The organism is Alloacidobacterium sp. (assembly GCF_035631355.1).
Classification (GTDB): domain Bacteria; phylum Acidobacteriota; class Terriglobia; order Terriglobales; family Acidobacteriaceae; genus Alloacidobacterium.
The window spans coordinates 46,173-71,517 of the sequence record NZ_DASQIX010000098.1 but is presented as its reverse complement, the minus strand read 5'-3'; the positions used below and the strand labels follow the sequence as shown (position 1 = coordinate 71,517).

The following is a 25,345-nucleotide window of genomic DNA, read 5'->3' as shown; positions in this document are numbered from 1 at the left end:
TCAGAAGAGGTTAGCTTCTGGTTGGCTGGTAAACCGGGAGCTAATATAGAAACGTGCTCAACATCTTGCGTGCCGCGACGTTCTTCTGCGTCCTTCAAAGCTGCACCAGCCTTCTTTCACAAGCTTCCCCGGACGCGCTAAAGGGCGTCTCGCGTTCGGCCAGCCTGACCTTTACAAAGCGGGATGGACGTGCGTGTACGGTCGAATCGCGGAGATCGATGCCAATGCAGTAACAGTTCATCCGTACGAAAAAGAACCGGTCAAGATTCAGCGAGTCGATCTGCTTCAGGTTAGCCAGGGTGACGCTCTCTTATTCACTGCGATCAGTTCATGGACTAATATAGCGGCGACCCACGTTTATCCCCACGAAGCTTTTGTCCTAAAGCTCTATAGCGGAAAACTGATCACGGGAAGCCCTCTGGCAGTAAAGTCCGACAGCATCACGTTAAAGCACGGATCTGTCATAACTGAATATCAAAAGTCTGACGTGCAGACCGTCGACTATCTTCGGTTGAAGCCAGCGTCCGATGGATTCGACTATACGCTCAGGGAAGCCCCCGAGTTTCTCTTCTTATATCCAGAGTTTTACTACCGGCTTGCGGGGCTGGAAGGGCGAATACCTGTCCGTCTCTACGATGCCTCAGCACCCGGACCTTCCGCCGTCGCGAGGTGCCCGTCCCAGTAGAACTACAACCAATTGGTTCTGGGGAACCGAAGACTGATTAGTTCCCGAGCGGTCGGCAACTCGGAACTAGCCCGCTGAAATAGTCGCCCATTACGCCGACTTGCTCACCCGCTCGCGCGCTGTCTTCTTCGGCGCATGTCTTGATTTGAGCAGCATCTGCCAGTCGCGCTCGGTCTGGTCGGCGTAGGCGTCGGCGAATTTCATGATTGCCTCGGCAAACCGTCTGCCACTGCCGATATATCCGGCCAGCACACAGGCGTCGCCAGAGCGGGAGTGCCCGCGCGCCAGCAGCTCGCCGCACATCTCGGCGTATTCCAGCAGCCCCGGGCCTTTCATGTCTTCGAGTTCGATGCTTGCCTTGTGATCGTTCAGTTGCCGCACCAGGTACTGGCGATGGCCGATGGTCGTCCATCCCAGAAACGGATCGGACAGAAACTGCATGGCGCGCTGCCCATCGGCCACGCGCTCTCCCTCATGGTGCGGCCCGTGATACTCAATGTATTTCGCGTAAGCCGATGCCGGCTCCTCCTTGATCTGCAGAAAGAGCGGATCGCCGCGCCCGTTTCCCTCAAAGTAGACAAGATAGTCGCGCAGCCCGACCGACCCAGTGCCCACGACCTTGAAACCCACATCCACAGGCCGATACTGCGAGAAGAAATGCTGGCGCTCCGGCAGCAGGTTTTTCTTGTACTCATGCAGCGAAGCCAGCACCGCGCGCGCCTGCGCGGAAGAGATGCGCGTGAGCACCGGCTTGTTCTCTTTGATAATCCGGCGGCCTGTCTCTTCACCGCGTTTAATTTCCGGAACGGTCAACTGTTCCAGCGTATGGATCGGCGTGGCGCGTTCGGCCTTCAACAGCGCTGTCGAAACCGGAGTGATGCGCTGCAGCCGATGCACCTGGAAGCGCGCCATATCGATCACCGGCATCTTGGCGAACATGTCTATGTATCTGCGATAGCGCGCGATAAAGCCCTGCACTGCTTCTTCGCACTGTGCGCGCTTGACACCGATTTCGCGCCCGGCAAGCACCAGGCTGGTGGCCAGGCGTTTCAGGTCCCACTCGAAGGGAGCACGAATGGTCTCGTCGAAGTCGTTGATGTCGAAGACCAGCCGCCCGTCCGGCGCGGCGTACGCGCCCAGATTGCGCACATGCGCATCACCGCATATCTGGTTCACGATGCCGGTATGCGGCAGGAGAGAAAGGTCGGCAGCCATGACTGGCACAGCGCCGCGGAAGAAGCCGAAAGGCGAAGCGGCCATGCGCTCATACTTCAGCGCAATCAGCGACGGCACGCGTCCGCGCATCGAGTCTTCGAGCAGCGCAATCGGGTTGTGCCGCCGCTGCTGCGGTTGCCAGTGACAGTGGTCCTGCCTGCGTAGCTGCTTGCGCCGCGACTGGCCTATGGCACGCCGTTCCTGAGAGGTGGACAACTCAATCATCTTCACCTGCCTCGCTGATTGCTGATTATTGTACGGTTGCCTGCAAAATCTGCGCCTCGATGGCCTCGCGCATTTCAGCGGAGAGCGCCGGCATGGCGCCTCTCTGCGACGCAACCCACGAACCCCAGCGGTTCCCGGCCTCGTTCAAAACAGCAAGCGGCGCGCCCCGCAGGTAGAAGCAGACCAGCGCTGCGGTGAAAGCATCGCCCGCGCCGACCGTATCGGCAACTACAGTTGCAATTCCATGATGGCGATGATGCGCCTCGCGTGCTGCCAGCAGGCTACCCTGCGATCCCATGGTGACGCAGACCAGTTTCAGCGGAAAACGCTCCAGCAGCAATCGCGCCGATTGCAGGAGCGCAGCCTCATCCGATCCTGAATTTTCCGCAAGACCGAGCAGCGACATCACTATCGGCATCTCAATTTCATTCATCTTTAGCAGCGTGGCCTGTTGCAGCGAATCCCCGATCATTCGTCCGTCATAAAATGGCTTGCGCAGATTCACGTCGAAGACGCGCACACAGTCTTCTCGTGTTGCCGCGAGAAATGACCGGATTGCTTCGCGCGACACCTCATGCCTTTGTGCCAGCGTCCCAAAGCAGACCGCATCCGCGCTTTGCGCCAGTGCACGCCACACCGGCGTACAGGCGAGAAAGTCCCACGCCACTGGCCGACGAAACACATATTCCGCCTGGCCATCGTGCAATGTGACCGATACGCTCCCGGTAGCATGATCTTGGTCCATTTGCAGACGGCTCAAGTCAGCAGGCAAGGGCGCAAGGTACGCCCGCGCCTCATCACCCAGCGCATCGCGACCTAAGCTGCTGGCAATCACGCCGCGATTTCCCAGCCGCGCCGACATCACGGTAAAGTTTGCCGGAGCGCCGCCCAGTTGCTTGCCGCCCGGCAACAGGTCCCACAACAGCTCACCCAACCCAACGATGAGCTTTGGCTCGTCGCTCACTTCTGCGCTCCAGTTTCCGCCAGCAGTTGCTGCATCTTCAGGTATGCGGCATTGCTCCAGCCGAAGCCGACTTGATTCCCCTTATAACCCGTAGCGACACCCAACTGCGCCGAGCCGCTGACCACGTCATACTTTTCGCGGATCGTATGGTCATGCTCGAAATTCGTCGCGATGGTGTGACTGAATTTTTCTGAAAGCCTTCGCGCATCGGGAACATCGCCCACCTTCCACAACCCGTCAATTGCAATCCATGAAGGAGGCGCCCAGCCATAGGGCAGGTCCCACTGCGTGCCGGAATTATAAGTGCTCATCGCAAGCCCGCCCGGCTGCTCAAACCAGTGCGGCGCTTTCTCCAGCCCTTTCGTCTGCTCCTCGTCTGCCAATCCTGCCCAGAGCGGATAGAACGTCGTCAAATAGCGATAGTTTGATTGTTTGTGGGTCATGTAATCGTAGTCGAAATACATGCCTTCGTCCGCGTTCCACAGATATTTGTTGATTGCCGCCTTGCGCGCATCGGCCTGCGCATTCCATTGGCTTGCTTCGTCCGCCTTGCCCAGCTTGTCCGCCATCCATGCCAGATCGCGCTCATATTTGTAGAGCAGGCTGTTGAGGCAGATCGGCGCATAGTGGTGCGTCGAGCCGCTGAAGGGGCCGAAACGGAAGCTCGGATCGTAACCTGACTCACGCATTGCGCGGTCGCCGCGATAGTAATCCGCCGAGAGCCAATGACCATCCACATGTGCGTGCGCGCATACATGCGAAACGCTGACGTCGCAGCTCGTCTTTGCCAGTTCAGCCTGCTGGGCCGCGTTCGGCTGGTCAGGACCGTCGACCAGATAATCGGTATGCACGTCAGGATGCGACAGCAGCCAGCGAATCACGTCCGGATAGTAGGTGCTGTCATCTTCCTGCTCGGGAACCGGGCCCTCACCCAGGTCGAAGTAGCGCGCCAGCCCGGTGTCTCCAGCGCGATGAAAATCGCTCAACCACAAATTGTGGTCGCGCACCGCGTATCCATAGGCGCGATACAGCCAGGTATCCGCCCGCTTGGGGCTACGGGACATAGATGAAATATCCGCCTCATACACATCGCGGATCATTGATGAAAGAAATGGCGGCTGGGAGCGCGTCAGATAGTACGTCCGGTTCGCGTTCAGAATGCTGCCGTAGTGCTCAATCTCGTAGAAAAAGTTCTCGACCATGCCGCGCGCAAGATCGATGCGTCCATCGCGTAATAACCCAAGCAGGATGAAGTAGCTGTCCCACCCGTACATCTCGTTAAAACGCCCGCCGGGCACCACATACTTATTCGGCAGATAAAGCAGGCCGGGCGTTTTGATCGTCCGCGGATCGATTTCGCCAATATGCGTAATGCGCTTCGGCAGGCGCTCCACATCCACATTGCATTTTGAATGCAAAGCGGCTACCTGCGGCGGTTCATCAATTGCCTGCGGAATGTACAGCACCGGCGCGGTCTTCAGCTTGGGATCAATCAGCGAATTGCAGTCGGTCATCGACCTTGACAGCGTGTCCCATGCCTGGTGGATATATTGGTCGATGCTTGTTGCTGCCGGTGCTGATGGAGGCTTTGCGCTCGCCGCCACCTGCCCGAAAACCGCGGCCTGATAAAAGATAAGGAGGACAAAACCGCGGCACAGTCGCCGCATTGCTCCGCGAACGCCGCTCGAACCAACACACCAGTCGAAAATTGCCTCTAAGTTCATGGCGCACCCGTATTTCTCTGAAAGGCTCCTGGACGTGCACGATCAAAGCCATGAAGCAACAACACAGAAGCATAGCCGCTTGAAGCGCATCTTGCTATGGACTGCGGCTGTTTTTTTGCTCTTCGTAGTCCTCGCCGTGATTGCTGTGGAAGTGCTTCTGCATCGCGCCGGGCCGATTTTGCGCGCCAGAGTCATCGACACCCTAAGCACGCGTTTTGACAGCAGCGTCGAGCTTCAGCATTTCAACGTGTATTTTCTCAATGGCTTTGAAGTCTCAGGTACTGGCTTACAGCTCTATCCAAATCAGATTGAAATGGACAAGCCGCTCTTTGCCGTGGATGAATTTTCCTTCCGCACCACCTGGCACGACCTGCTGCACTCTCCCATGCATGTCGACAAGGTCAGCCTCACAGGTATGAGGATTAATCTGCCGCCAAAAGACCAGCGCCAGAACATTCCAAGCCCTCACGGAAAAAGCGGCAGCGGCGGCAGCAGCAAAATAAAAATCATCGTCAACGAGATACAGATCGAAAATGCCGCGCTTGTGCTCGAAACCAATAAGCCGGGCAAAATTCCTCTTGATTTCGAGATCAGCCATCTCACTCTGCATTCCGTTGGCGCGGGCCGTCCGATGAAATTCCACGCCACCCTGGTCAATCCGAAGCCGATCGGCGACATCGATTCCTCCGGCGATTTCGGCCCGTTCGATGCCGACAGTCCGGGCGATTCCCCGGTGCGCGGCGAATACAGCTTCAGCCACGCCGATCTCAACACGATCAAAGGCATCGGCGGCATACTTTCATCCACGGGGAATTACGATGGCGAGTTGAATCACATCGTCGTTGATGGCGAAACCGACACGCCCGATTTCAGCGTCGATTCCGGCAACCATCCCATGCCCCTGCACACCAAGTTTCACGCAATTGTCGATGGCACCAATGGAGATACTTATCTGCAGCCTGTAGATGCGCGGTTGCAGCATTCGCATATCCTCGCCACTGGAGATGTAGTCCGCGCCCCGCAGGGAGGCCACAACATTACGCTCAACGTGACGGTAGGGCCAGCGCGCGTTGAAGACATGCTGACGCTGGCGGTGAAAACTGTGCCTCCCATCATGAGTGGCGGCTTACGGCTGAAGACAAAATTCATCCTGCCGCCAGGCCAAGACTCGGTTTCTCACAAACTGCGCCTCAAAGGAAGCTTCGAGGTCACGAACGCGACCTTTTCCAATGACAAAATGCAGGCCAAGGTCGACGAACTCAGCCTGCGCAGCCAGAACCGCGCGAAAGAAGTGAAAGATATCGACAAGCAAGATCCCGATTCCATCGAATCGCAGATGAAGGGACAGTTCGAGCTAGATAACAGCAAGCTGACATTCAGCAGCCTGCAATACAACGTGCCCGGCGCGGATATATCTATGAACGGCGTTTACACTCTCGACGGCGATCAGTTTGATTTCTCTGGCAAGGCCCGGCTCGATGCCAAAGTGTCACAGCTGACGACAGGTCTCAAATCCCTGCTGCTCAAGCCCGTCGATCCATTTTTCTCCAAGGATGGAGCAGGCACGGAAGTCCCCATCAAGATCACAGGCACTCGCTCAGAGCCTAAGATCGGCCTCGACTTCCACCATAAGGACAAAGACAAGAGCGACGCAGACGACAACCATAACCAGAGCAAATAGGCCCAAATCGGCCTGCGCGCGGAACCCGCAATGTGTTAGTTTCTCCACGTTGATAAAAACGCGGTATTACGGACAGAAATATGCGGCCATATTTTCCTGGAGGTGAGCGATCATGAAACGCATCTGGACAAAGAATCTTTGCGCAATGACTGGACTCTTGCTGGCAAGCTGCATGTGGGCGCAAACAGCGAACACGCATTCCGCAGCCACAGCATCGTCAGCGCAGCAATGGTGGAAGGGTGCGGTGCTTTACGAGATCTACCCGCGCAGCTTTCAGGACTCCAACAACGATGGCATCGGGGACCTCAACGGCATCACGCAGCGACTCGACTACCTGAAGGTGCTCGGTGTCGATGCCATCTGGCTCTCGCCCATCTATCCCTCGCCACAGGTTGACTTCGGCTACGACATCTCCAATTACGAAGCGATTGATCCCCAGTACGGGACGATGCAGGATTTTGACCGTCTTGTTGCCGAAGCGAAGAAGCGTAACATCCGCATCATCATGGACCTGGTGCTCAACCACACCTCTGACAAGCATCCGTGGTTCATCGAGTCGCGCAGCTCAAGATGCAACCCGAAGCGCGATTGGTATGTCTGGCGCGACGGCAAAGGCCCCGGACAGCCGCCCAATAACTGGCAGTCCGACTTCGGTCACTCGGCGTGGGAGTACGACCAGAAAACAGGCCAGTACTACTATCACAAGTTCTACATTCAGCAGCCGGACCTGAACTGGACCAATCCGCAGGTGCGCAAGGCCATGTATGACGTCGAGCGTTTCTGGATTAACCGCGGTGTCGCCGGATTCCGCCTCGACGCCATCACCACGCTTTTTGAAGATCCACAATGGCGCGACGACGCCGTAATTAAAGATGCGAACGGCAATCCCGAAACCAACGACTATGGCGACGTAAAGCTCGACGACAAGATGACGAACAACCTGCCCCAGGTCCACGATGTGCTGCGCGACCTGCGCCAGGTAGCTAACAGTTACAAGGGCCGCGATGTTGTGCTGATCGGCGAAACCTATCTCAACAGCATTAAAGACCTTGCGAAAATGTATGGCGCCAAAGACGACGAGCTGCAGCTGCCCATGGACATGCAGATCGGCTTCATCAACAAGCTTGACGTCAACCTATTCCGCCAACGTATCGATCAGGTGCAGAACGACGTCAACGGCAACGAGCCGCTCATCGTCTTCGATAACCACGACAATCCGCGCTGGGACCGCTATGGCGACGGCACGCACAATCAGGACATTGGCCGCGTCATCGCCACCATTCTCTTCGCCACGCGCGGCACCGCGCTCTTCTACTATGGCGATGAAATCGGCATGGTCACAACAACACCCACCCGTAAAGAAGATGTGAAAGACCCAGTCGGCATTACCGGATGGCCTAAATATAAAGGCCGCGACGGCGAGCGCACGCCCATGCAGTGGGATGACGGCCCGAACGCCGGTTTCACCGGACCAAACGTAAAGCCATGGCTGCCGATTCCGGAAAGCTACAAGACGGTCAACGTAAAGGCGCAGGTCATGGACTTTGACTCGATGCTGAACTGGTATAAGCAGCTCATCGAGTTCCGCCGCTCTGTGCCCGCGCTGCGCGATGGCAAGGACGTCATGCTCAACACCAGCGACAACAACGTTCTGTCATGGCTGCGTCAGGCGCCGGGTCAACCTGTCGTGGTTGTTGCCTGCAACTTCACTGCGCAGCCGCAGAAGATCAGCTTCGATCTTTCGGCACAGGGAATCACCAGCAAGCAGGTCAAAACGCTGATGAAGACCCCTGGATCAAGTGATCCGTCTTCATTGGACAACGTGCAGTTGCCGCCGTTTGGCGTCTACATGGGTGAGGTGCAATAGAAGAAAGGCACCAAAGATCACGCGCGCTTCCGCCGCGTTTGCAACCCATACGCCGCGATAAACGTGTCAGCCACATGCGTTGCTAAATCCGCAGGCAGCTTCCCGCCGAAGCGGCTCACGAACACGTGTCTGTAAAGCATCGGCCCAATCAAAAGGGCAATGCCAACCTCAGGGTCGAGCGACTGCGCCAGCTTGCCGCGCGTTATGCCGCGCTTGATCATGTCACGCAATTGAGCGCGCGGTTTTTCGAGCACGCGCGCTCGCCATTGCTCGCCAAATGCGCGATTGCGCGCCGAGTATGCAATCAGGTGCGGCATAATGCGTTCCTTCATCTCCTTGCGATGTGCTGCAGGCTGATAATTCAACTGCGCAATCAGGTCAGCGCGCAGGTCGCCTGAATCAAAGACCGGCGCCTCTTCATCCACGCCATGCAGATAACCGAGCACTTCGAGGCACAGCTTGTCCTTGTCGCGCCAGTGCTTGTAGATGGTCGCTTTGCTTACGCCGGAAGTCTCGGCAATGGCGTCCATGCTGGTGGAGTCGATGCCGCGCTCGGCAAACAGGCTAAGCGCGGCTTCCAATACTTTGCGGTGCGACGTGATGCTGCGTGGTCGTGCCATCTCTCTTACAACTGGATCTTCGAAAACAGATATGCGCCTGTCGCCAAAAACGCCGCCGCGACTGCGCCAAGTACGGCAACGTCCAGCGCAAAGCTGAAATGCCACGCTCCGATCAGAGCGCCGCGTAATCCGTCAACGCCATACGACAATGGGTCGATGCTCGTGATGACCGTAAGCGCCGCCGGCAGGTGTGACAGGGGAAACAGCGCACCGGACAGGAAGAAAATTGGCAACACCATAAAGTTCATGATGATCTGGAATCCCTGCATGTCCTGGATGATCGAGCCGAAGGCCGTGCCCAGCGCCGCGAACACGATGGCCACCATGGCCATGAATCCGAGGGCCGCCGGTATCGCCGCCCAGCTTTGCGGACGGAAGCCAGCGATCAGGCAGACCGCGAAAACGATCACGCCTTGAATCATCGCTACTGTTGCCCCGCCCAGCGCGCGCCCCAGCATGATCTGCATGCGCGAAACCGGGGCCACCAGCGTTTCTTTCAGGAACCCGAATTGCCGGTCCCAGAGAATGGCGATGCCGGAGAAGACTGAGGTGAACAGGACCGACATGCCTACGATGCCGGGAGAAATAAATTGCAGATAGCTCCCCGCTCCGGCCTTTTGGAAAACCGGGCCAAGCCCGAATCCTAGCGCCACCAGATACAGGATCGGCTGGCCAAGCGAAGCGATGATCTGTACGCGTGAGCGCGTATAGCGCTTCAGCTCACGCAGCCACAAAATATAAATTGCACTCATCGTCTACCTCCTCCACATTTTTGCCATCTGGCGCATCTGGTCCGCAGAACTCGCGGTCTCATCACGCAGCGATTCTCCTGTCAGCGACAGGAATGCGCCTTCCAGCGAATCGCTGTTGGTGCTCGCTTTGAGTTCGGTCGAGGTCCCCTGCGCAATCAGCTTGCCGTGGTCAATAATCGCAATGCGATGCGCGACGCGGTCGGCCTCGTCCATGTAGTGCGTAGTTAGAAATACCGTCGTCTTCTCTGTTTCATTCAGCCGCTTCACATGCGTCCACAACTGATTGCGGCTTTGCGGATCGAGCCCCAGCGTCGGCTCGTCGAGAAACAGGATTTTCGGCGTGTGCAGAAAGCCGCGCGCAATCTCCAGCCGCCGCTTCATGCCACCGGAAAATTGCTTCACGTAGTCATCCCGCCGGTCCCACAGCTCAAAAATCTTCAATAAGCTCTCGATGCGCACCATGCGTACTTTGCGCGGCACATGATAAAGAATTCCATGCAGCTCCATGTTTTCGTAAGCGGTCTGCTCGTTGTCCAGGCTTGGGTCCTGAAAGACGATCCCGAAACGCCGCCGCGCTTCTTTCTGCTGCTGCATTGGATTCAGGCCGTCCAGTTCAATCGTGCCGCTGGTCGGCTTCAGCAGCGTCGTCAGCATCTTGATGGTGGTTGTTTTTCCCGCGCCGTTTGGCCCAAGAAAGGCAAAAATCTCGCCCTGCTTTACATCGAAGGAAATGCCGTTTACGGCGGTAAACTCGCCGAATGTCTTCACCAGGTTGTCAGCTCGAATCATGAAAACCGTCCCGTGTATCGACAATACTGAACGGTTTAGTTTATTAATGTCAAGAGCCTGGACCGGATACGACGCCAATTTGACGGAAAATAGACAGCGCGCAGCGTATCCTGAAGACGAAACGCATCGAGGCATGAACTCGCATGGCTACAGCGAATCCGGCGGTTACCGCGAATGCCGCGGTTTATGAATCGGCTGAAAGCAATATCCCCTGGTATCTATGGTGCGCGGTGCTCGCCGTCACCTCAGTCACCATCGGTGCTCACTGGGACGTTTCCTGGCATCGGTCCATCGGCCGCGACACTTTCTGGACTCCAGCGCACATGGCCATCTATGCCTGCGGCGTGCTTGCCGGAATCTGTTGCAGCTACCTGATCTTCAATACGACGTTCCGGTCTGCTTCCGACTTGCGCTCGTCTTCAGTCGGCGTCTTCGGCTTCCGCGCCCCGCTAGGAGCATTTCTTGCCGCGTGGGGCGGAGTCGCCATGCTCACCTCGGCCCCATTCGACAACTGGTGGCACAACGCCTATGGCCTCGACGTAAAGATCGTCAGTCCCCCGCATACACTGCTGATGCTCGGCATTTTCGCCATCGAAGTCGGCTCGCTCTTCCTGATTACTGCTGCTATGAACCGCGCCGATGGCGCGCTATTCAAGAAGCTGCAGTGGCTGCTCCTCTACCTCGGCGGATTGATGGTGGTTCTCACCATGTTCTTCCGCATGGAATACACCTGGGACGTCCGCCTTCATACCGCCGAAGCATATATCTCTGTCGCCATCGGCGTACCAACGTACTTCGCCATGTTCTGGGAGAGCTCGCGCCACCGCTGGGCGGCCACCATTACTACTGCTTTTTACTCGCTGTTCCTCATCGGGCTTATTCTCATCCTGCCGCTCTTTCCCGCGGAGCCAAAGCTGGGCCCCGTCTATCAGCCCGTGCATCAATTCATTCCACCGCTCTTCCCGCTGCTCTTGATCGTGCCTGCTTTCTTCATGGACATGCTGCTCGCAAAAACACAGACATGGAAGCCATGGCTCATCGCGCTCATTTCAGGCCCGGTCTTTGTGCTGACGTTCGTAGGCGTAGAGTGGCCTTTCGCCAACTTCCTCATGGCGAAGGCCGCCGACAATCGCTTCTTCGGCGCAGGCTACCTCGACTATGGCACGCCCTCCTGGTCACATGCCGCTCTGCGGACATTCCTCGACCCTGAACACGGTTTCGTCCTCTGGAAGGGCCTCGCCTTCGCCATGCTTTACGCCGCCATCAGCACATGGATCGGCATAGCCCTCGGCAAATGGATGCGGAAGGTGCAACGCTGATGCGGCGCTGGCTTGTCTGTCTTTTACTCCTGATTTTCGCTCTGCCTGCAAGCGCACATGTTGGCAGTCCGGACATCTATGCCCAGGGTGATGCCGGTCCCTACAAGCTTTACATCGTGATCCGTCCGCCACTTGTCATCCCTGGAGTGGCAGAAATTGAGGCCCGCTCCAGCACGCCGGGCGTCGACAGTATCACCATAGCGCCGCTGGCTCTCACCGGCGACGCGTCGAAGCACCCGCCTGTTCCCGACACGATGGCCAAGCCGTCGAACGATGCGCAATTCTTCACAGGCCATCTCTGGATCATGGCCACCGGATCATGGCAGATTCGTTTCATCGCAAACGGAAGTCAGGGTCAAGGCGTCCTCTCCATCCCCGTTCCCGCAACCGCCATCGGCACGCGCAAAATGCAGCATGGCCTTGGCCTCATGCTGGCCTTGCTCGGGGTGATCCTTGTCCTCGGAATGGTCGGCATCATCGGGGCCGCAGCGCGCGACGCGCAAGTCCCGCCGGGCAAAACCGCCGCGCCCGAACGCCGCCGCCGCGCATTTGTAGCCATGACGGTTGCATTTGTCATTCTCGTCGCCGGAGTCATCCTCGGTGGCAAGTGGTGGAACGCCGAGGCCGCCGACTACTCCTCCTATATCTATAAGCCGCTGCAGATGAACGCGACCGTACAGCCTGACAATGTTCTCGATTTAAAAATGGTTGATCCCGGATGGCTGCACGCGCGCAAACTTGACGACTTCGTCCCTGACCACAACCACCTCATGCACCTCTACGCGATTCGCTGGCCGGCCATGGACGTCGTTTTTCACCTGCATCCCGATCAGGTCGGCTCAGGCGACTTCCATCTCGCATTGCCTACGATGCCCGCCGGGACATACAAGCTCTATGCCGATGTTGTCCACGCCAACGGCTTTCCCGAGACGCTGGTCACGTCCATTACTGTGCCCTTCACCCATGGACGCGAACTGACCGGAGACGACGCCGAAGGGACAGCGACCGCTGTCACATCCACGGGCCGAGGCACCCAAACCAGCGCCAGTTATAAGCTGCCCGATGGATACACCATGGTCTGGAAGCGCCCGGCAACCCTCACCGCGAAGGCCCCCGAAGACTTCACATTCACACTGCTCGATGCGAACGGTCAGCCGCCAAAGGACATGGCGCTTTACATGGGCATGACCGGCCACGCTGCCTTCGTCAAGACCGACGGCACCGTCTTCGCACATATCCATCCCTCAGGAACTGTATCCATGGCCGCTCTTATGATGGCGCAGGCCGAGAACCAGACTGCATCAAACAACATGAGCAATATGCCAGGAATGGACATGAGCGGCAGTGATTCGCAGCCTATCCCTAACTCCGTGGGCTTTCCCTATGGTTTTCCCACGCCGGGCAACTACCGCATCTTCGTTCAGATGAAGCACGCTAACATCATCGAAACCGCAACTTTTGACGCGCAGGTGCAGTAGCTCACGGTTCAACGTCTCTTGCCACCCACCACAGCACCTCTCCATAGATCTTCCACTTTGAGGCATTGCTCACGTCGAGCGGAAGGCACTTGTGGTTGGCCGATACCATCAGGTCTGAACCCGCCAACCGCTGGAATCGCGCCACCTTGAACCCCATGTCGCGATGCGCTACGACCGTAAGTTTCTGGTCCAGAACCTCGCGGTCCGTTACCGCCGTGTCTACAAAGATGATGGAGCCGCTCGCAATCAACGGATACATCGAGTCGCCCGCTACATGCATGCTGATCATTTTTTCCGGATGCGGGCACCACGAAAGCGGGGCCAGCAGAATGTCTTCGACCTCAACTTCGGAAAGGCTCACATTCTCCTTCGGCGCGATCCGATCGCCAAACGCTGTCACATTCAGCAGCGGAATCGCAACGGCATTCCCTTTGTCCGACAGCTGTTTGGACGTTCTGCGGCTCGCAACCAGTTTGAAATCCCTAAGGCTCACTCGCAGAGAGGACATTATGCTGTGCAGGCTCGCATCTGAAAGCCCTGCGGCACCCATTCCCGCGCGCTCCCAGAAGTAAATCCCATCCGGCCTCTGGGCCAGATTTCCGAGCGCGATATACGTTTCCGCCGTCGGTTCGTGTTTTCCCTGTGTCCAACGCGAGACAGTCGCCGGCGAGACCCCAAGCCTTTCCGCCAGATCGGCCTGTGTCAGCTTCAGGTCTCTCAGTACCTGTCGAATCCGTTCGGACCATTGCGGATTGCCCATCGCAACTCCGTCCCAGATATTTCATCGGTGCAATTCCTTCAATGAAATCAATGATTTAGCACCGATGTCAGGTATCCTAGCAGGAACTCGGGCGCATCAAAGAATAAGACCAGAAACCTGGTTTCAATGAACCGGCGAACTATCGCCCCAGAAAGGTCGAAATGGATCGGCGGTGGAACTCTGGTTCCGAAATTACAGGTTTTCCGAGGATAAAAATGCCCAGCGCTGTTAGCGCTTACAAGCTTTTGATCGTCGATGATGAGCCAATGGTCTCCGAAAGCCTGGCCCTATTATTTTCGACGCGTGGTTATGAAACGCGGGTTGCGTATTCGGCCGAACAGGCGATAGAAATTATCGCCGAGTGGCAACCGGACCTGGCCATCGTTGACGTCATACTCCCCCAAATGAATGGTATCGATCTGGCCATCGTCTTGAAAGCAAATTATCCATTGTGCCGTTCCGTGCTTTTCTCTGGACAGCCGTTTACATCGGAGATTCTGGAGGAGATGACAAAAAAAGGCCACACGTTCGAAGTTCTGGCCAAGCCGGTGGATCCAGCCTTTCTACTGGAAATGATAGGTCAGATGCGCCTGGAAAGCGAAGCAAGCGCACCCTTCAGCGAACTCATGAATTAGACCTGTCCTACGCCTGGCTTGCTCTACAACGCAGGCTTGTCCCAATCCGCCAGCACAAACTCACTCAGCGGCTTTCTCTGTCGCGGCGAAGTCTCCTGCGCCCGCATCTGATCGTGCAGCGTATTCGGATCGCCCAGATATCCCAATGCAGTCACAGCACCGATGTCATAATCGGCCGAGACATTAAAGGCTCTACGTGCCTTTGCGTGATCGAAACCCGCCATCGAGTGCGTATGCAGTCCCAGCGCCGTCGCCTGCAACGAGAGGTATGCCGTGGCTGCGCCCGTGTCGTGAATCGAGTACTGGTTCGGCTTCCCGTTCTGCGCAAACTTGTTGCTCCCGACCGACAAAATCAGCACAGGTGCGCTCTTTGCCCAGCCCTGGTTGAACTCCACCAGCGAATCGAAAATTTTCTGGTAAGTTGCGTCCCCGCGCCGACCAAGAAAAAAGCGCCATGGCTGCTCGTTGTAAGACGATGCCGCCCAGCGCGCCGCCTCGAATATCTTCTTCAGATCATCGTTCGACACATCCTTATCCGCAAAGGCGCGAGGGCTCCAGCGGCGCAGAAAAAGATCTTCGACTCCGGGCACAGCCGGAGCATGCTTCAGCTTTTCTAACTCTTCTGGCGTATAAGGCACAAATAGAACTCCCTTCAGGAATGTTTCTGTACATGCTTAGATTCGGCTTGCGTCGCAAACGTCGTGAAAATCTCATGTCTCATTTCGCTGTATCATGGGTTTTCCAGAAAGCATTCAGGAGACCCGCTGTGAAGATGCGCCATCTCGCGCTCGGCCTGCTGGCAGCCGCGTCCATCGCCGGCCTTGCCCAAACCCAGAGCCAAACGGAAAACAAGCTCTCGCCCAAATGGGAAGAACTCACCGCTGCGGACTTCATCACCGCCATCCATCAGTCGCAGGGCGTCTGCATGCTCCCCTTCGGGATCATTGAAAAACACGGCCCACATCTGCCCCTTGGCAACGACCTCATCAATGCGCGCTATGTCGCCGAGCATGCCGCCGCGGAAGAATACGCTGTCATCTTCCCCGCCTACTACTTCGGACAGATTGCCGAAGCGAAGCAAGAGCCGGGCACGGTTTCCTACAGCATGCACATGCAGCTCGATCTTTTGCAGGAAACCACCAACGAAATGGCCCGCAACGGCTGCAAGAAGATCGTCATCGTCAACGGGCATGGAGGCAACGACAGCTTTCTGCCCTATTTCGCTCAATCACAGTTACAAATGTCGCATGACTACGTCGTTTACATCTACCGCTGGCATGAGAACTATCCCGGCCGTCCCGCGCTGCACTCAAAAGTTGACATGCACGCCGGCGAATCGGAAACAGCGCACACCATGGTCTCGCGCCCCGACCTCGTCCATCAGGACCGCGCCGCGCAGGAATCCGGCGCCGACCAAGCCCGTCAGCATCTGCCGCCTGACGTCTACACCGGCATCTGGTGGTATGCGCGCTTTCCCAATCACTACGCGGGAGATGGCAGCGCCGCCACGCTCGTCCTCGGCGAGGCCGATATGAAGGCAAACGTCAGCGACCTCGTCAGCGCACTCCGCGCCATCAAGGCCGACCAGACCAGCCTGCAACTGCAAAACGAGTTCTATGAGAAGGCGCAGCACCCGCTCGATACGAAGCAGTAGAGTGAAATTCGTTTTAGCTTAAAACCTGTACTGTCTGTCACAAACTGTTATGCAGGTCGTCCATGCCGCCATGTATCGTATTCCTCATGAACTTCCAAAAGATTCGTAAGACCGGCAGCCTTCTGCCGGCCGTCGCTGCCTTATGCTTATTTGCACTTTGCTCCCTCCCAACCCGCGCACAAGCTGACAAAGAAAAACCCGCCGACAAAACCGCCCCCGAAAAATCAGACAAGGACAAGGCACAACCGCCACTTCCGGCCGACGCACATGTCGAGCAGTCGATGCAGCTCGACGGCAAAACGCTGCGCTATATCGTCACCGTTGGCACACTGCCTACGCGCGATAAGGACGGCAAAGAAGCCGGCAAGGTTGTCTTCACCGCCTATACGGTTGATGGGCCAAACCGCCCCGTCACCTTTGCCTTCAACGGCGGCCCGGGCGCATCTTCTGTCTATCTCAACTTCGGCGCCATCGGGCCCAAGCATCTTCAGGGCGTCGGCAATGAAGGCGACAGCCCCTCCGACCCAACTACGCTGGTCGACAACCCCGGCACCTGGCTTGATTTCACCGATCTTGTCTTCATCGATCCCATCGGAACCGGCTTTAGCCGCTCAGAAGTCCCTGAAGCCGAAGGAAAGAAGCTCTTCTACAGCACAGAGTCCGATATCGAATACCTCTCGCGCGCCGTCTATGACTGGCTTGTCACCAACAATCGGCTCACTTCCAGAAAATATCTCGTTGGCGAAAGCTACGGCGGATTCCGCGGCCCGCGCATCACGCACTATCTGCAAACGCAGCTTGGCGTGGCCATGAACGGCGTCGTGCTCGTCTCGCCCTACCTCAACCCAACCATCGAACAAAATGGAGACCTCTCACCTATACCCTGGATGGTCACGCTGCCGTCTATCACCGCCGCACATCTTGAGCGCGAGAACAAGCTCACGCCTGAGGCCATGCAACAGGTCATCTCCTACACGCTCGGCGACTACGCCACCGACCTCTTCAAGGGCCGGACCGACCCCCAGGCCACCGACCGCATCGTCAAAAAAGTGACCGAGATGACCGGCCTTGACCCCGAATTCGTCAAGCACTCCGGAGGCCGCCTTGAAACCGGCGCTTATCTGCGTGAAGTCTTCCGCGAAGAGGGCAAAATTGGCTCCGTCTACGATTCAAACGTAACCGCCTATGATCCGTTCCCCTATTCGCCCGAGCAGCGCTCGAACGATCCGCTGCTTGAAACACTCATCGCCCCCATGACCAGCGCCATGGTCGATTTCGTGACCCATACCGTCGGCTGGAAAGTCGATGCCCGCTACAATGCTCTGTCCTATGAAGTCGGTCGCCTGTGGGACCGCGATGAGGAACTGCGTAAAGGTTCGGTCGACGCTCTTCGCCAGGCCGTGGCCGCCGATCCCAAAATGCGCGTCATCATCGCCCACGGTTGGAACGATCTGTCGTGCCCCTTCATGGGATCGATCCTCACCGTCGACCAGATGCCGCTCATGGGAACAGACACTACCCGCGTCGCCGTCCACGAATACCCCGGCGGACACATGTTCTACACCCGCGAAGCCAGCCGCTTGGATCTGCGCAAGGATGTGATGGACATGGTCAGCAAGCACTGAACAATTCGGCATGGGTCATTTGGAATGAACTGACGCCTACTCATACTGGTGGCCCAAGCTGAAGGTAGCAGCTTCCCTATGCAAATTTTCAACTCAAATTATCTTTTGCCCAGGCAAAGATAGACCCTGCTGCCGAGACCACAATCAAAAGCCAAGTGATTCCCTTTACGCAATGAAGGTTTGTGCAGGTGTCCTTCAGCGACGCGTTAATGGAAGCCCCAGCCGCGGCGGCGACGGAAATCGCTGTACCCACGGCTGCCAGCCTGGCTTTTCTTGTTCCCCAGGCTTTCTTCCAGGCCATCTGGTAATCCTGGGCCTTTAGATATTGACCGCTTCTTCCCTCAGCGTCGCTGTCCGAATGGATGGTGATGTGATCTCTATTTCGGAGGTCGTTGCAGGCTGCGCGTGCGCCTACTTCGAGCACATACGACTTGCCCAGCAGAACGACCTTGACCTTGTCGCCTTCCTTCAGGCCCAGGCTGTTCTTATCGGTCAGAATCGCTACCCCTGGCGGGGTCGCAGTGCGGCCCGTGACGATACATTCCTTACCGGGCGCGCCAAACATAGCTATACCCCCGCTATCTCTTTGACTCGGACCTTTGCCCCGCCTACGGCCCGCTCAAATGCCTCGCCCGCCCTGATGAGCGCTCCTGGATCAAGTGGCGAACCAGCTGGCTTGTCGTTTTCTTCAAAGTAGGTGATGAGCGCCTTCTTCACAACGTCTAATATCTCGGGTTTGATCCGGCTGTAAGCGTCAATGAATTCGTCCATGTCGCCGGGAGATCCTGTTGGATCCTCTGGATCTTTATCGTCGCGTCTCCAATTCCGCATTTCCGGTCCAACGCAATACACACACTGAAATTCCCGTGGGTTGTCATTCTTGAACCCATGCTCGTTGCATACAGCAATATTGCAGAGCTTGCAAAAGCCCCAACAATTGCCGACAAACGCCAGTTCCACACGAACAAACTTCTTTTTCCTCTCATTGGGCGGTTGAGAACAGGCGTAACACACAAGGTCCATAGCGGCCAAAACAATATCACACGCAATAGCGGTATGCCACTGAAATGCTGGATACCGGCACCCTTGCTCTCACAATCCTGTATCCTTGTCATCGCCTTCTGGTTCGGCTCGGGGGAATGGACTGGCAAAATCCTCAAATCCGGCAGACATTCGGTCATATCGGCAAGCGTATGCCTGCATTTTCTGTGCAGGAGTCACCCTGGCCTTATCTGCGTGCGGAGGCGCTCAGTACACACCGCCTCCAATTACTCTTTCCGTCTCACTAAGCAATCCCACGATCATGTTGTCTCCGGGAAGTTCTATCAGTGTTCCCGTAGTCGTCGTCGCTCCCACTGAAACCGTGACTTTCGCCATCAGTGGCCTGCCAGCCGGAGTCGCTGAAAGCTACAAGGAATCCGAGTCTAACCCGTCAGGACTGCTCACGCTTACCGCTGGCGCAGCTACAAAATCCGGAACCTACCAGCCCACAATCATCGTCGGCTCATCCGGTCAGACAGCGTCGTTTGTCTTCACACTGGTGATTACCACGGTGAACGCCAGCTCTGAGTCCTGAGAAATTATTATCGAGTCCACCGTGGCTATCCTCTAAGACGTGCCCGTTTCGTTCCACGGGAACGACAACGCATCCACTCATCCGCCTCGTCATCCATCAACTGAGTAAGCGAGACTCCCCGAGCTGTTTCCGCCCTTCAGAATGTAGTGCAGCAGCATGGACCGGCCACCCCATTTGCTGGCTGCACCCGCGCGGTCATCTTGCGAGCCATGCGGCGGCAGGCCCTTTCCCTGTTGGCAGCTCTCTGAAAATAGCCTACATGTCTTCAATCACAATCCCAGTACGCGGTCCGCGCGCGTCACAAAGGCCCCACGCCATGCGCGGCGTGTTGTGGGCGATGCCGCAGCGGCCATCAGGAGCCAGCAGGATGATGCCGCCGTGGCCTCCTAAGCGCTTGTAAAGATATGCGATTGCATCGGGCGCGACCTGTTCCGGCGCACGGCCCTGCTGCACGCGGTCTACAGCCCATTTGCCAAGCACTAATTTCATAATCGGTTCGCCCCATCCGGTGAGTGAGACGGCTGCACTTGTATTGTCGGCGTAGCAGCCGCAGCCGATGAGCGAGGAATCGCCGACGCGACCGGGAGCTTTGTTTAAAGTGCCTCCTGTGGATGTGGCTGCGGCGATGTTGCCGTTCGCGTCCAGGGCCACGGCGCCGACGGTGTCGTGTGAGGCAAGTTCTGCCGCTGTCTCCGGAGATTTGTCATCGCCGGCGAAGGTGAGGTCGGGCAGTCCGGCACGCTCCTTCGCCTGGGCCTGTTGAAGGCGCAACCGCTCGCGGTCGAGCACAAGCTCTGAGTTGTCGATCAGCTTCATGCCGTGCGATTGCGCGAATTCCTCCGCGCCCTGCCCAACGAAGTAGACGTGCGGGCTTTTATCGAGGACGAGCCGCGCTGCATGAATCGGGTTGTGCAGGCGCTCGACGCAGGCTACGCCTCCGGCGCGCATCGTGGCCCCGTCCATGAGCAGAGCGTCGAGCTGCACGCGGCCGTCGCGGGTAAGAAAGCTGCCGCGTCCGGCGTCGAAGATGTCGTCATCCTCAAGCACGGCGACAGCGGCTTCGACGGCGTCAACGGCGGATGCGCCTTTTTGGAGCAGCGCATATCCGGCAGCGAGAGCATTCGACACGCCGCGCTGGTGCGCTTCGACCATGTCATTGGGAATGGCCCAGGCGCCGCCGTGAACCAGGAGCAGAGGTGAATGTGGCATACGCGAACTCCTGATTGTAATTTCCTAATGGCCAGTCCTCAACATAGCGAAGGCTCGTTAGGGTCGCACTGCTTGAGCGTCAACACCAGTGAGTAGTGCTTGTTTAGAATACCGGTGACAGTTTCCGTCCGCTGTAGCTCCTTAAGGTCGCCCGCGGCGCTGATGGAGTAGCGGTTGCCGCAGATGGCCGCCAGTCCTTCGCGGCTAAGGTATGCTAGGCAGCCAACCATGCGCACAGCCAACGGCGAACGAAGAGCGCGCGGTGGGAGGTCCACGTCGCCCTGATCATTGGTCATGACTTGCTCAATGTTTTCGTGACGCTGCGCCGACGTCTGCTGCCATAATTCGCTGACGCCTGTTTGCGCCAATGGTGCACCGAACTGGTCCACCAGCTTTACATGATATGCGGGAACGATTGTCAGGTCCTGCGGATAAAAGAGCACGACCAACACCAAACTCGAAAACAACCACCAGGCCCATTTCTGTCCCATCGGGGCTACTCTATCGCGATTTCGGCAGTCAAGTCACCGTCGTAACTATGCAGGATAAGCGGCCTCGTCCTAGCCTGATTTCTATGGGTCAGATACATGCGGTACTTTGGGGCCTGGCTCTGGCAACCAGTTCACCAGGCCTCCTCTTCGCTACCGCCAAACCGCATGTCACCGCCCTGGGTGCTGTGCGAAGAGTGCCGTACTCGATTGCCGGCGATCCGGCGGGCGCTGCACCTGACGAGAATGAGCTGCGGGTCCGGCCTCTCGTCATCGATGCAAAGATCAAGGAATGGACGACCGGAGAGGTCCACGACGTTACTGATCGGAGCTTTGCCGTGCGGCGCGCTATCCGGTTAAATGATGCCCTCCCGACAGACAAGGCCGAGCATTGGGTCTGGCAGCGCGGACCCTGGCTGCTTGTTGACCGTGCTACCGGACACATCACCGCCCTTAAGCTTCCGGACTACGATCCATCGGTTTCGAGCGTGGTGTGGTTCCGCGACTACGCGGCTTATTGCGGTCTGACAGCCAAAGCAAGTCAACTCTATGCCATTGTGGCGCAGGTGGCGGTGCGCAAACCGGTCTTGGCAAAAAAGCTTGGCGCCTGGGACACAGAAGATCATCCGAAGCCCGCCTGCGCGGCTTCGACATGGCAGCGCGAACCATTGCGCGTCACTTTTCAGCCGACGGGAGGAGCGCAGGTCAGTTTCGATCTGCTAGGGGCTTCGGCGGTCCTGGTGGAAGACGGCGACGCAGAGGACAGCGACAATTAGCGACAACTAGACGCATCAGGCTGTTTCGAGCGCATGAAATTCGACAATGCGCATTCAGCTTGTCATTTGGAGCCGGCATCCCATTCGGCTACACTGGTTTCGTGCGACGCGTGCTTTCCATCTCGATGCTGCTGCTTTTCAGCTTTTCGCTGATTTCGCCGCTCATCGGGTCGGATGCTGTTGAAGCAAACTTGCCGGCCTGCTGTCGTCGAGGCGGCAAGCACCATTGCACGCTGTTGTCTGAATCTCTTTCCAAACAGGGCAAGAGCATCGAGATCATCGCTGAGGAGTGCCCCTTCACTCCGGCTGTTCCTGCGGTAGCACACTTTTCTGCCATTGTTCCGCCGATAGGCGACGCTGTTTTTGCGGGACTTATAAGCCATCCAGCCATTCACGCGCAGACAGCGGCGAAGTATCGTATTTCCTTTGACCGCTCGCGCCAGAAGCGCGGTCCTCCCAGCCTCATTCTTCTGTAGCTCACTCAGTGGTTTTGCTGCTCATCGAGTCCTGGGATTTTTCTCCAGCTACATGAAGGAGGCTTCTGCCAGATGTGCAGAATTGCATTCATTTTGCTCTTATCCGGGCTGATTTTCAGCCAGCATGCGCATGCGACTGTCTTTGGGCGCGTTGAAGGCATCGTGCATGATCCGCAGCACAGGCCTGTTGCTGGGGCGCAGATTGTGCTCAAGTCCGCGACATCGGACTTTTCTCAGAACACACAGAGCAATGGCGACGGAGAATTTCTCTTTAGTGCAGTTCCAGCGGGCGAGTATCTCATCACGATCAGTCAATCGGGTTTTCGCACGATGGAAGAGAACATTGCGGTGGCCTCAAACACATCGCCCATTCTGCATTTCGAGCTGGACATCGCGAGCGTGCAGCAATCCGCTGTAGTAACTGCGGAAACGCAGGCGGTAAACGTAGACAGCGTCACTCCTACCGCGCTTGTCAGCCGTGATGATATTGTCCGTACGCCGGGGGCGAGCCGGACCAACGGATTTGAAATGATTACGGATTTCGTTCCGGGGTCGTATGAAACGCATGACATGTTGCACATGCGCGGCGGCCACCAGGTCAGCTGGCTCATCGACGGTGTGCAGATTCCCAACACCAACATCGGCAGCAACCTTGGGGCGCAGATTGACCCCAAAGATATTGACTACCTCGAAGTGCAGCGCGGAAGTTATAACGCCGACTTGGGCGACCGCACTTATGGCGTCTTCAACGTCGTTCCGCGGGCCGGCTTTGCCGGCAACAATCAGGGCGAATTGGTGCTGAGCGGGGGAAATTTCTACCAGACCAACGATCAAATCAACTTCGGCAGCCACAGTGAAAAGTTTGCCTATTATGCGAGCCTGAACGGCAACCGCAGCAACTATGGCCTGCAGCCACCGATCGCGGATGTTTATCACGATGCGGTGAACGGCTATGGCGGGTTTGCATCGTTCATATACAACCGCACACCGCGCGACCAATTCCGTCTGGTGACACAACTGCGCACAGACTATTTCCAGGTGCCCTACGATCCTGATCCGAACAGCCCCGAAAATCAGGTTTATGACTCAAGCGGGTTGCGTGACGGGCAACATGAGACAGACGGCCTTGCTGCATTCTCATGGGTGCGGACATTCAATGCATCGACGCTATTACAAGTTTCGCCGTTCTATCACTACAACAGCGCCAACTACGTGCCAAAACCGTACGATTTTCCCGTAGCCACGACCAGCGACCGCGCTTCCAACTATGGCGGGCTGCAGGGGTCGATTACGACTGAGATTGCCCGCAACAACATTCAAACCGGAATCTACTCCTTCGGGCAACACGACAGCTACCTGTTCGGAAGCATCTTCAACGATGGCAGTTATCCAGGCTTCTCCACGCCGGATTCAGCGACAGGGGGATTGGTCGAAGAGTTCATTTCTGACAATTACAAAGTCACGCCCTGGCTTACACTCATCGGCGGCCTGCGTCAGTCCTGGTTTCGCGGTGACTTTACCGAGAAGGCAACCAGTCCGCGCGTGGGCGCCGCCGTACAGGTTCCGAAACTTAACTGGGTATTTCGCGGATTCTATGGGCACTACTATCAGCCGCCTCCGCTGCTGACGGCTTCTGGTCCGATCCTTGGCTATGCCAACGCCTCAAACACGGCATTCGAGCCATTGCATGGCGAGCGCGATGAGGAGCACCAATTTGGGGTACAGATCCCGTTCCGCGGGTGGCTGCTTGACGCCGATACGTTTAGAACGCGCGCGAACAACTTCCTTGACCACAGCAATGTGGGCGAATCGAGTCTTTATTATCCGGTGACGATCGACGGTGCGCTTATTCGCGGATGGGAGTTGACGCTACGTTCTCCCCGCCTCTGGCGATATGGGCAGGCGCATTTGGCCTACTCGAACCAGATTGCCGAGCAGCGCGGTGCGATTACGGGTGGTCTTGTTTGCTTCCCTGTCGGTTCAACGCAATGCGAGGCGGATTTCAGCTATTCGCCGCTTGATCACGATCAGCGCAATACGCTCAATGTTGGCTATGACGCGTCGCTGCCGTGGCGGGTTTTCGCATCCACGAATGTCTATTACGGCTCAGGGTTTACGAATGGAAATCCGAACGAGCAGTACCCAGGACCCTATTTGCCGGAACACACCACCTTCGATCTGTCGCTGGGCAAGACATTCGCGGAAGATATAACCGTGTCGGTTACATCCATAAATGTTGCCAATCACCGGGTGCTGCTGGACAACAGCCTGACCTTCGGGGGCTTTCACTACAACGATCCCCGCCAGATTTATGGTGAAATCCGCTACAGATTCCACTATTAGAGGATCACTTTTTCATGTCGCGCGAATCCCATTGGATACAACCGGTGGGTTGGGTGTAGTCCACCAGCTTGCACCCTGAGACGCTGCCGGGCGCGTTGTTGCCACTGCTGAAAGGCATCAGCGTAGGCGGCCCGAGTATGCCCAGGAACTGGCTGTCCCATTTCACCGGTATGAGCGAATTATTTTTGAGGGTGAACGTCGCCTGGGATGGGGTCGGCCTTCCATCCACGGGGTCGAAGTCCAGCACCAGGGATTTTTTATTTAGCTTCCAGTGAAGATGCCATACCTCGGGGTCTTTCTCGTGCCAGTTCTGCTGCAGTATGGCAGTCCCGTCCTTCGCCAGTTCGAGAAAGACGACACGATGAACCTCCGCGGAATATCCGCCACTGCCCATATAGAAGTTCTTGAGCTTATCGGCATAGCTGGAAGCCGCAAGGAAAGCGATCGTAACCAGGGCAACGTATCTGGGACGGAAGATCCCCAT

25 protein-coding genes are annotated in these 25,345 nt (G+C 57.0%); 12 read left to right on the top strand and 13 right to left on the bottom strand.

All coding sequences use genetic code 11. From position 1 onward, the window contains the following. The first annotated feature begins 193 nt into the window (after positions 1 to 193). Positions 194 to 685: a hypothetical protein gene (locus VEV40_RS17430; protein WP_324834166.1), complete on the top strand. Its 492-nt coding sequence runs from the start codon at positions 194 to 196 to the stop codon at positions 683 to 685. 90 nt (positions 686 to 775) lie between these two features. Here the strand turns inward: VEV40_RS17430 and VEV40_RS17425 are convergent, their stop codons facing one another. Genes VEV40_RS17425 through VEV40_RS17415 form a run of 3 tightly spaced genes read right to left on the bottom strand, consistent with a single transcriptional unit; the run spans position 776 to position 4,813 of the window. Next, positions 776 to 2,125: a DUF2252 domain-containing protein gene (locus VEV40_RS17425; protein ID WP_324834165.1), complete on the bottom strand. Its 1,350-nt coding sequence runs from the start codon at positions 2,123 to 2,125 to the stop codon at positions 776 to 778. 25 nt (positions 2,126 to 2,150) lie between these two features. After that, positions 2,151 to 3,089, bottom strand: coding sequence for a PfkB family carbohydrate kinase (locus VEV40_RS17420; protein ID WP_324834163.1), 939 nt, complete (start codon positions 3,087 to 3,089; stop codon positions 2,151 to 2,153). Further along, positions 3,086 to 4,813, bottom strand: a complete 1,728-nt coding sequence (locus tag VEV40_RS17415; RefSeq protein ID WP_324834161.1) for a trehalase family glycosidase — start codon at positions 4,811 to 4,813, stop codon at positions 3,086 to 3,088. Before VEV40_RS17415 ends, VEV40_RS17420 begins: the two co-directional genes overlap by 4 nt. A 79-nt stretch (positions 4,814 to 4,892) precedes the next feature. Here VEV40_RS17415 and VEV40_RS17410 point away from each other — a divergent pair, with 79 nt between their 5' ends. Then, positions 4,893 to 6,494 (top strand): hypothetical protein, encoded by a 1,602-nt coding sequence (locus VEV40_RS17410; protein WP_324834159.1) that lies wholly within the window; start codon positions 4,893 to 4,895, stop codon positions 6,492 to 6,494. Positions 6,495 to 6,606: 112 nt separating this feature from the next. Beyond that, positions 6,607 to 8,361: a glycoside hydrolase family 13 protein gene (locus tag VEV40_RS17405; RefSeq protein WP_324834157.1), complete on the top strand. Its 1,755-nt coding sequence runs from the start codon at positions 6,607 to 6,609 to the stop codon at positions 8,359 to 8,361. A gap of 17 nt (positions 8,362 to 8,378) precedes the next feature. On the opposite strand, the gene VEV40_RS17400 is transcribed toward VEV40_RS17405, so the two are convergent. Genes VEV40_RS17400 through VEV40_RS17390 form a run of 3 tightly spaced genes read right to left on the bottom strand, consistent with a single transcriptional unit; the run spans position 8,379 to position 10,522 of the window. Next, positions 8,379 to 8,981: a TetR/AcrR family transcriptional regulator gene (locus VEV40_RS17400; RefSeq protein ID WP_324834156.1), complete on the bottom strand. Its 603-nt coding sequence runs from the start codon at positions 8,979 to 8,981 to the stop codon at positions 8,379 to 8,381. Positions 8,982 to 8,986: 5 nt separating this feature from the next. Continuing rightward, positions 8,987 to 9,733: an ABC transporter permease gene (locus tag VEV40_RS17395; protein ID WP_324834154.1), complete on the bottom strand. Its 747-nt coding sequence runs from the start codon at positions 9,731 to 9,733 to the stop codon at positions 8,987 to 8,989. Between the two features lie 3 nt (positions 9,734 to 9,736). Then, complete coding sequence (locus VEV40_RS17390; RefSeq protein WP_324834153.1) at positions 9,737 to 10,522, bottom strand: ABC transporter ATP-binding protein; 786 nt, start codon at positions 10,520 to 10,522, stop codon at positions 9,737 to 9,739. 143 nt (positions 10,523 to 10,665) lie between these two features. Between VEV40_RS17390 and VEV40_RS17385 the strand changes: the two genes are divergently transcribed. Together VEV40_RS17385 and VEV40_RS17380 are read left to right on the top strand one after the other, a co-directional pair. Next, positions 10,666 to 11,841, top strand: coding sequence for a hypothetical protein (locus tag VEV40_RS17385; RefSeq protein ID WP_324834151.1), 1,176 nt, complete (start codon positions 10,666 to 10,668; stop codon positions 11,839 to 11,841). Next, a complete protein-coding gene (locus VEV40_RS17380) occupies positions 11,841 to 13,319 on the top strand; it encodes a hypothetical protein (protein WP_324834150.1) in 1,479 nt (492 codons plus the stop codon). Before VEV40_RS17385 ends, VEV40_RS17380 begins: the two co-directional genes overlap by 1 nt. A 1-nt stretch (position 13,320) precedes the next feature. Here VEV40_RS17380 and VEV40_RS17375 read toward each other — a convergent pair whose 3' ends face one another. Then, on the bottom strand, positions 13,321 to 14,079 hold the full coding sequence (locus VEV40_RS17375; protein ID WP_324834149.1) for an XRE family transcriptional regulator: 759 nt from the start codon (positions 14,077 to 14,079) through the stop codon (positions 13,321 to 13,323). A 215-nt stretch (positions 14,080 to 14,294) separates the two neighbouring features. Here VEV40_RS17375 and VEV40_RS17370 point away from each other — a divergent pair, with 215 nt between their 5' ends. Beyond that, positions 14,295 to 14,714, top strand: coding sequence for a response regulator (locus VEV40_RS17370; protein ID WP_324834147.1), 420 nt, complete (start codon positions 14,295 to 14,297; stop codon positions 14,712 to 14,714). Positions 14,715 to 14,737: 23 nt separating this feature from the next. On the opposite strand, the gene VEV40_RS17365 is transcribed toward VEV40_RS17370, so the two are convergent. Further along, positions 14,738 to 15,352 (bottom strand): nitroreductase family protein, encoded by a 615-nt coding sequence (locus tag VEV40_RS17365; protein ID WP_324834146.1) that lies wholly within the window; start codon positions 15,350 to 15,352, stop codon positions 14,738 to 14,740. 134 nt (positions 15,353 to 15,486) lie between these two features. Between VEV40_RS17365 and VEV40_RS17360 the strand changes: the two genes are divergently transcribed. After that, positions 15,487 to 16,368 carry a creatininase family protein gene (locus tag VEV40_RS17360; RefSeq protein ID WP_324834144.1) on the top strand — a complete coding sequence of 294 codons (882 nt, stop codon included), beginning with the start codon at positions 15,487 to 15,489 and terminating at the stop codon, positions 16,366 to 16,368. A gap of 62 nt (positions 16,369 to 16,430) precedes the next feature. After that, positions 16,431 to 17,993, top strand: coding sequence for a S10 family peptidase (locus VEV40_RS17355; protein WP_324834143.1), 1,563 nt, complete (start codon positions 16,431 to 16,433; stop codon positions 17,991 to 17,993). An 88-nt stretch (positions 17,994 to 18,081) separates the two neighbouring features. Here VEV40_RS17355 and VEV40_RS17350 read toward each other — a convergent pair whose 3' ends face one another. Next, entirely contained in the window at positions 18,082 to 18,558 is a 477-nt protein-coding gene (locus VEV40_RS17350; protein WP_324834140.1) for a hypothetical protein, read from the bottom strand. Between the two features lie 2 nt (positions 18,559 to 18,560). Further along, a complete protein-coding gene (locus VEV40_RS17345) occupies positions 18,561 to 18,764 on the bottom strand; it encodes a hypothetical protein (protein ID WP_324834138.1) in 204 nt (67 codons plus the stop codon). A gap of 532 nt (positions 18,765 to 19,296) precedes the next feature. On the opposite strand from VEV40_RS17345, the gene VEV40_RS17340 reads away from it, so the two are divergent. Next, the gene (locus tag VEV40_RS17340; RefSeq protein ID WP_324834137.1) at positions 19,297 to 19,569 is read left to right on the top strand and encodes a hypothetical protein; all 273 of its coding nucleotides are present in this window, start codon (positions 19,297 to 19,299) and stop codon (positions 19,567 to 19,569) included. 255 nt (positions 19,570 to 19,824) lie between these two features. Here VEV40_RS17340 and VEV40_RS17335 read toward each other — a convergent pair whose 3' ends face one another. Beyond that, a complete protein-coding gene (locus VEV40_RS17335) occupies positions 19,825 to 20,778 on the bottom strand; it encodes an isoaspartyl peptidase/L-asparaginase (RefSeq protein WP_324834135.1) in 954 nt (317 codons plus the stop codon). A 38-nt stretch (positions 20,779 to 20,816) separates the two neighbouring features. Then, positions 20,817 to 21,269: a hypothetical protein gene (locus tag VEV40_RS17330; protein ID WP_324834134.1), complete on the bottom strand. Its 453-nt coding sequence runs from the start codon at positions 21,267 to 21,269 to the stop codon at positions 20,817 to 20,819. 83 nt (positions 21,270 to 21,352) lie between these two features. Between VEV40_RS17330 and VEV40_RS17325 the strand changes: the two genes are divergently transcribed. The 3 genes from VEV40_RS17325 (at position 21,353) to VEV40_RS17315 (ending at position 24,861) form a co-directional block, all read left to right on the top strand. Beyond that, the gene (locus tag VEV40_RS17325) at positions 21,353 to 22,042 is read left to right on the top strand and encodes a hypothetical protein (RefSeq protein ID WP_324834133.1); all 690 of its coding nucleotides are present in this window, start codon (positions 21,353 to 21,355) and stop codon (positions 22,040 to 22,042) included. Between the two features lie 59 nt (positions 22,043 to 22,101). After that, the gene (locus VEV40_RS17320; RefSeq protein WP_324834131.1) at positions 22,102 to 22,518 is read left to right on the top strand and encodes a hypothetical protein; all 417 of its coding nucleotides are present in this window, start codon (positions 22,102 to 22,104) and stop codon (positions 22,516 to 22,518) included. A 72-nt stretch (positions 22,519 to 22,590) separates the two neighbouring features. After that, on the top strand, positions 22,591 to 24,861 hold the full coding sequence (locus VEV40_RS17315) for a TonB-dependent receptor (RefSeq protein WP_324834130.1): 2,271 nt from the start codon (positions 22,591 to 22,593) through the stop codon (positions 24,859 to 24,861). A 4-nt stretch (positions 24,862 to 24,865) separates the two neighbouring features. Here VEV40_RS17315 and VEV40_RS17310 read toward each other — a convergent pair whose 3' ends face one another. After that, positions 24,866 to 25,345, bottom strand: coding sequence for a hypothetical protein (locus tag VEV40_RS17310; RefSeq protein WP_324834128.1), 480 nt, complete (start codon positions 25,343 to 25,345; stop codon positions 24,866 to 24,868).

Excerpts from the sequence above, each read along its gene's own strand:
- VEV40_RS17400 (WP_324834156.1), bottom strand. The coding sequence starts at position 8,981 with ATGGCACGACCACGCAGCATCACGTCGCACCGCAAAGTATTGGAAGCC.
- VEV40_RS17370 (WP_324834147.1), top strand. The coding sequence starts at position 14,295 with ATGCCCAGCGCTGTTAGCGCTTACAAGCTTTTGATCGTCGATGATGAG.
- VEV40_RS17330 (WP_324834134.1), bottom strand. The coding sequence starts at position 21,269 with ATGGGACAGAAATGGGCCTGGTGGTTGTTTTCGAGTTTGGTGTTGGTC.
- VEV40_RS17405 (WP_324834157.1), top strand. The coding sequence starts at position 6,607 with ATGAAACGCATCTGGACAAAGAATCTTTGCGCAATGACTGGACTCTTG.
- VEV40_RS17325 (WP_324834133.1), top strand. The coding sequence starts at position 21,353 with ATGGGTCAGATACATGCGGTACTTTGGGGCCTGGCTCTGGCAACCAGT.
- VEV40_RS17375 (WP_324834149.1), bottom strand. The coding sequence starts at position 14,079 with ATGGGCAATCCGCAATGGTCCGAACGGATTCGACAGGTACTGAGAGAC.
- VEV40_RS17340 (WP_324834137.1), top strand. The coding sequence starts at position 19,297 with ATGTTGTCTCCGGGAAGTTCTATCAGTGTTCCCGTAGTCGTCGTCGCT.
- VEV40_RS17335 (WP_324834135.1), bottom strand. The coding sequence starts at position 20,778 with ATGCCACATTCACCTCTGCTCCTGGTTCACGGCGGCGCCTGGGCCATT.
- VEV40_RS17415 (WP_324834161.1), bottom strand. The coding sequence starts at position 4,813 with ATGAACTTAGAGGCAATTTTCGACTGGTGTGTTGGTTCGAGCGGCGTT.
- VEV40_RS17345 (WP_324834138.1), bottom strand. The coding sequence starts at position 18,764 with ATGGACGAATTCATTGACGCTTACAGCCGGATCAAACCCGAGATATTA.
- VEV40_RS17350 (WP_324834140.1), bottom strand. The coding sequence starts at position 18,558 with ATGTTTGGCGCGCCCGGTAAGGAATGTATCGTCACGGGCCGCACTGCG.
- VEV40_RS17310 (WP_324834128.1), bottom strand. The coding sequence starts at position 25,345 with ATGGGGATCTTCCGTCCCAGATACGTTGCCCTGGTTACGATCGCTTTC.
- VEV40_RS17385 (WP_324834151.1), top strand. The coding sequence starts at position 10,666 with ATGGCTACAGCGAATCCGGCGGTTACCGCGAATGCCGCGGTTTATGAA.
- VEV40_RS17360 (WP_324834144.1), top strand. The coding sequence starts at position 15,487 with ATGCGCCATCTCGCGCTCGGCCTGCTGGCAGCCGCGTCCATCGCCGGC.
- VEV40_RS17315 (WP_324834130.1), top strand. The coding sequence starts at position 22,591 with ATGTGCAGAATTGCATTCATTTTGCTCTTATCCGGGCTGATTTTCAGC.
- VEV40_RS17395 (WP_324834154.1), bottom strand. The coding sequence starts at position 9,733 with ATGAGTGCAATTTATATTTTGTGGCTGCGTGAGCTGAAGCGCTATACG.
- VEV40_RS17390 (WP_324834153.1), bottom strand. The coding sequence starts at position 10,522 with ATGATTCGAGCTGACAACCTGGTGAAGACATTCGGCGAGTTTACCGCC.
- VEV40_RS17425 (WP_324834165.1), bottom strand. The coding sequence starts at position 2,125 with ATGATTGAGTTGTCCACCTCTCAGGAACGGCGTGCCATAGGCCAGTCG.
- VEV40_RS17380 (WP_324834150.1), top strand. The coding sequence starts at position 11,841 with ATGCGGCGCTGGCTTGTCTGTCTTTTACTCCTGATTTTCGCTCTGCCT.
- VEV40_RS17355 (WP_324834143.1), top strand. The coding sequence starts at position 16,431 with ATGCCGCCATGTATCGTATTCCTCATGAACTTCCAAAAGATTCGTAAG.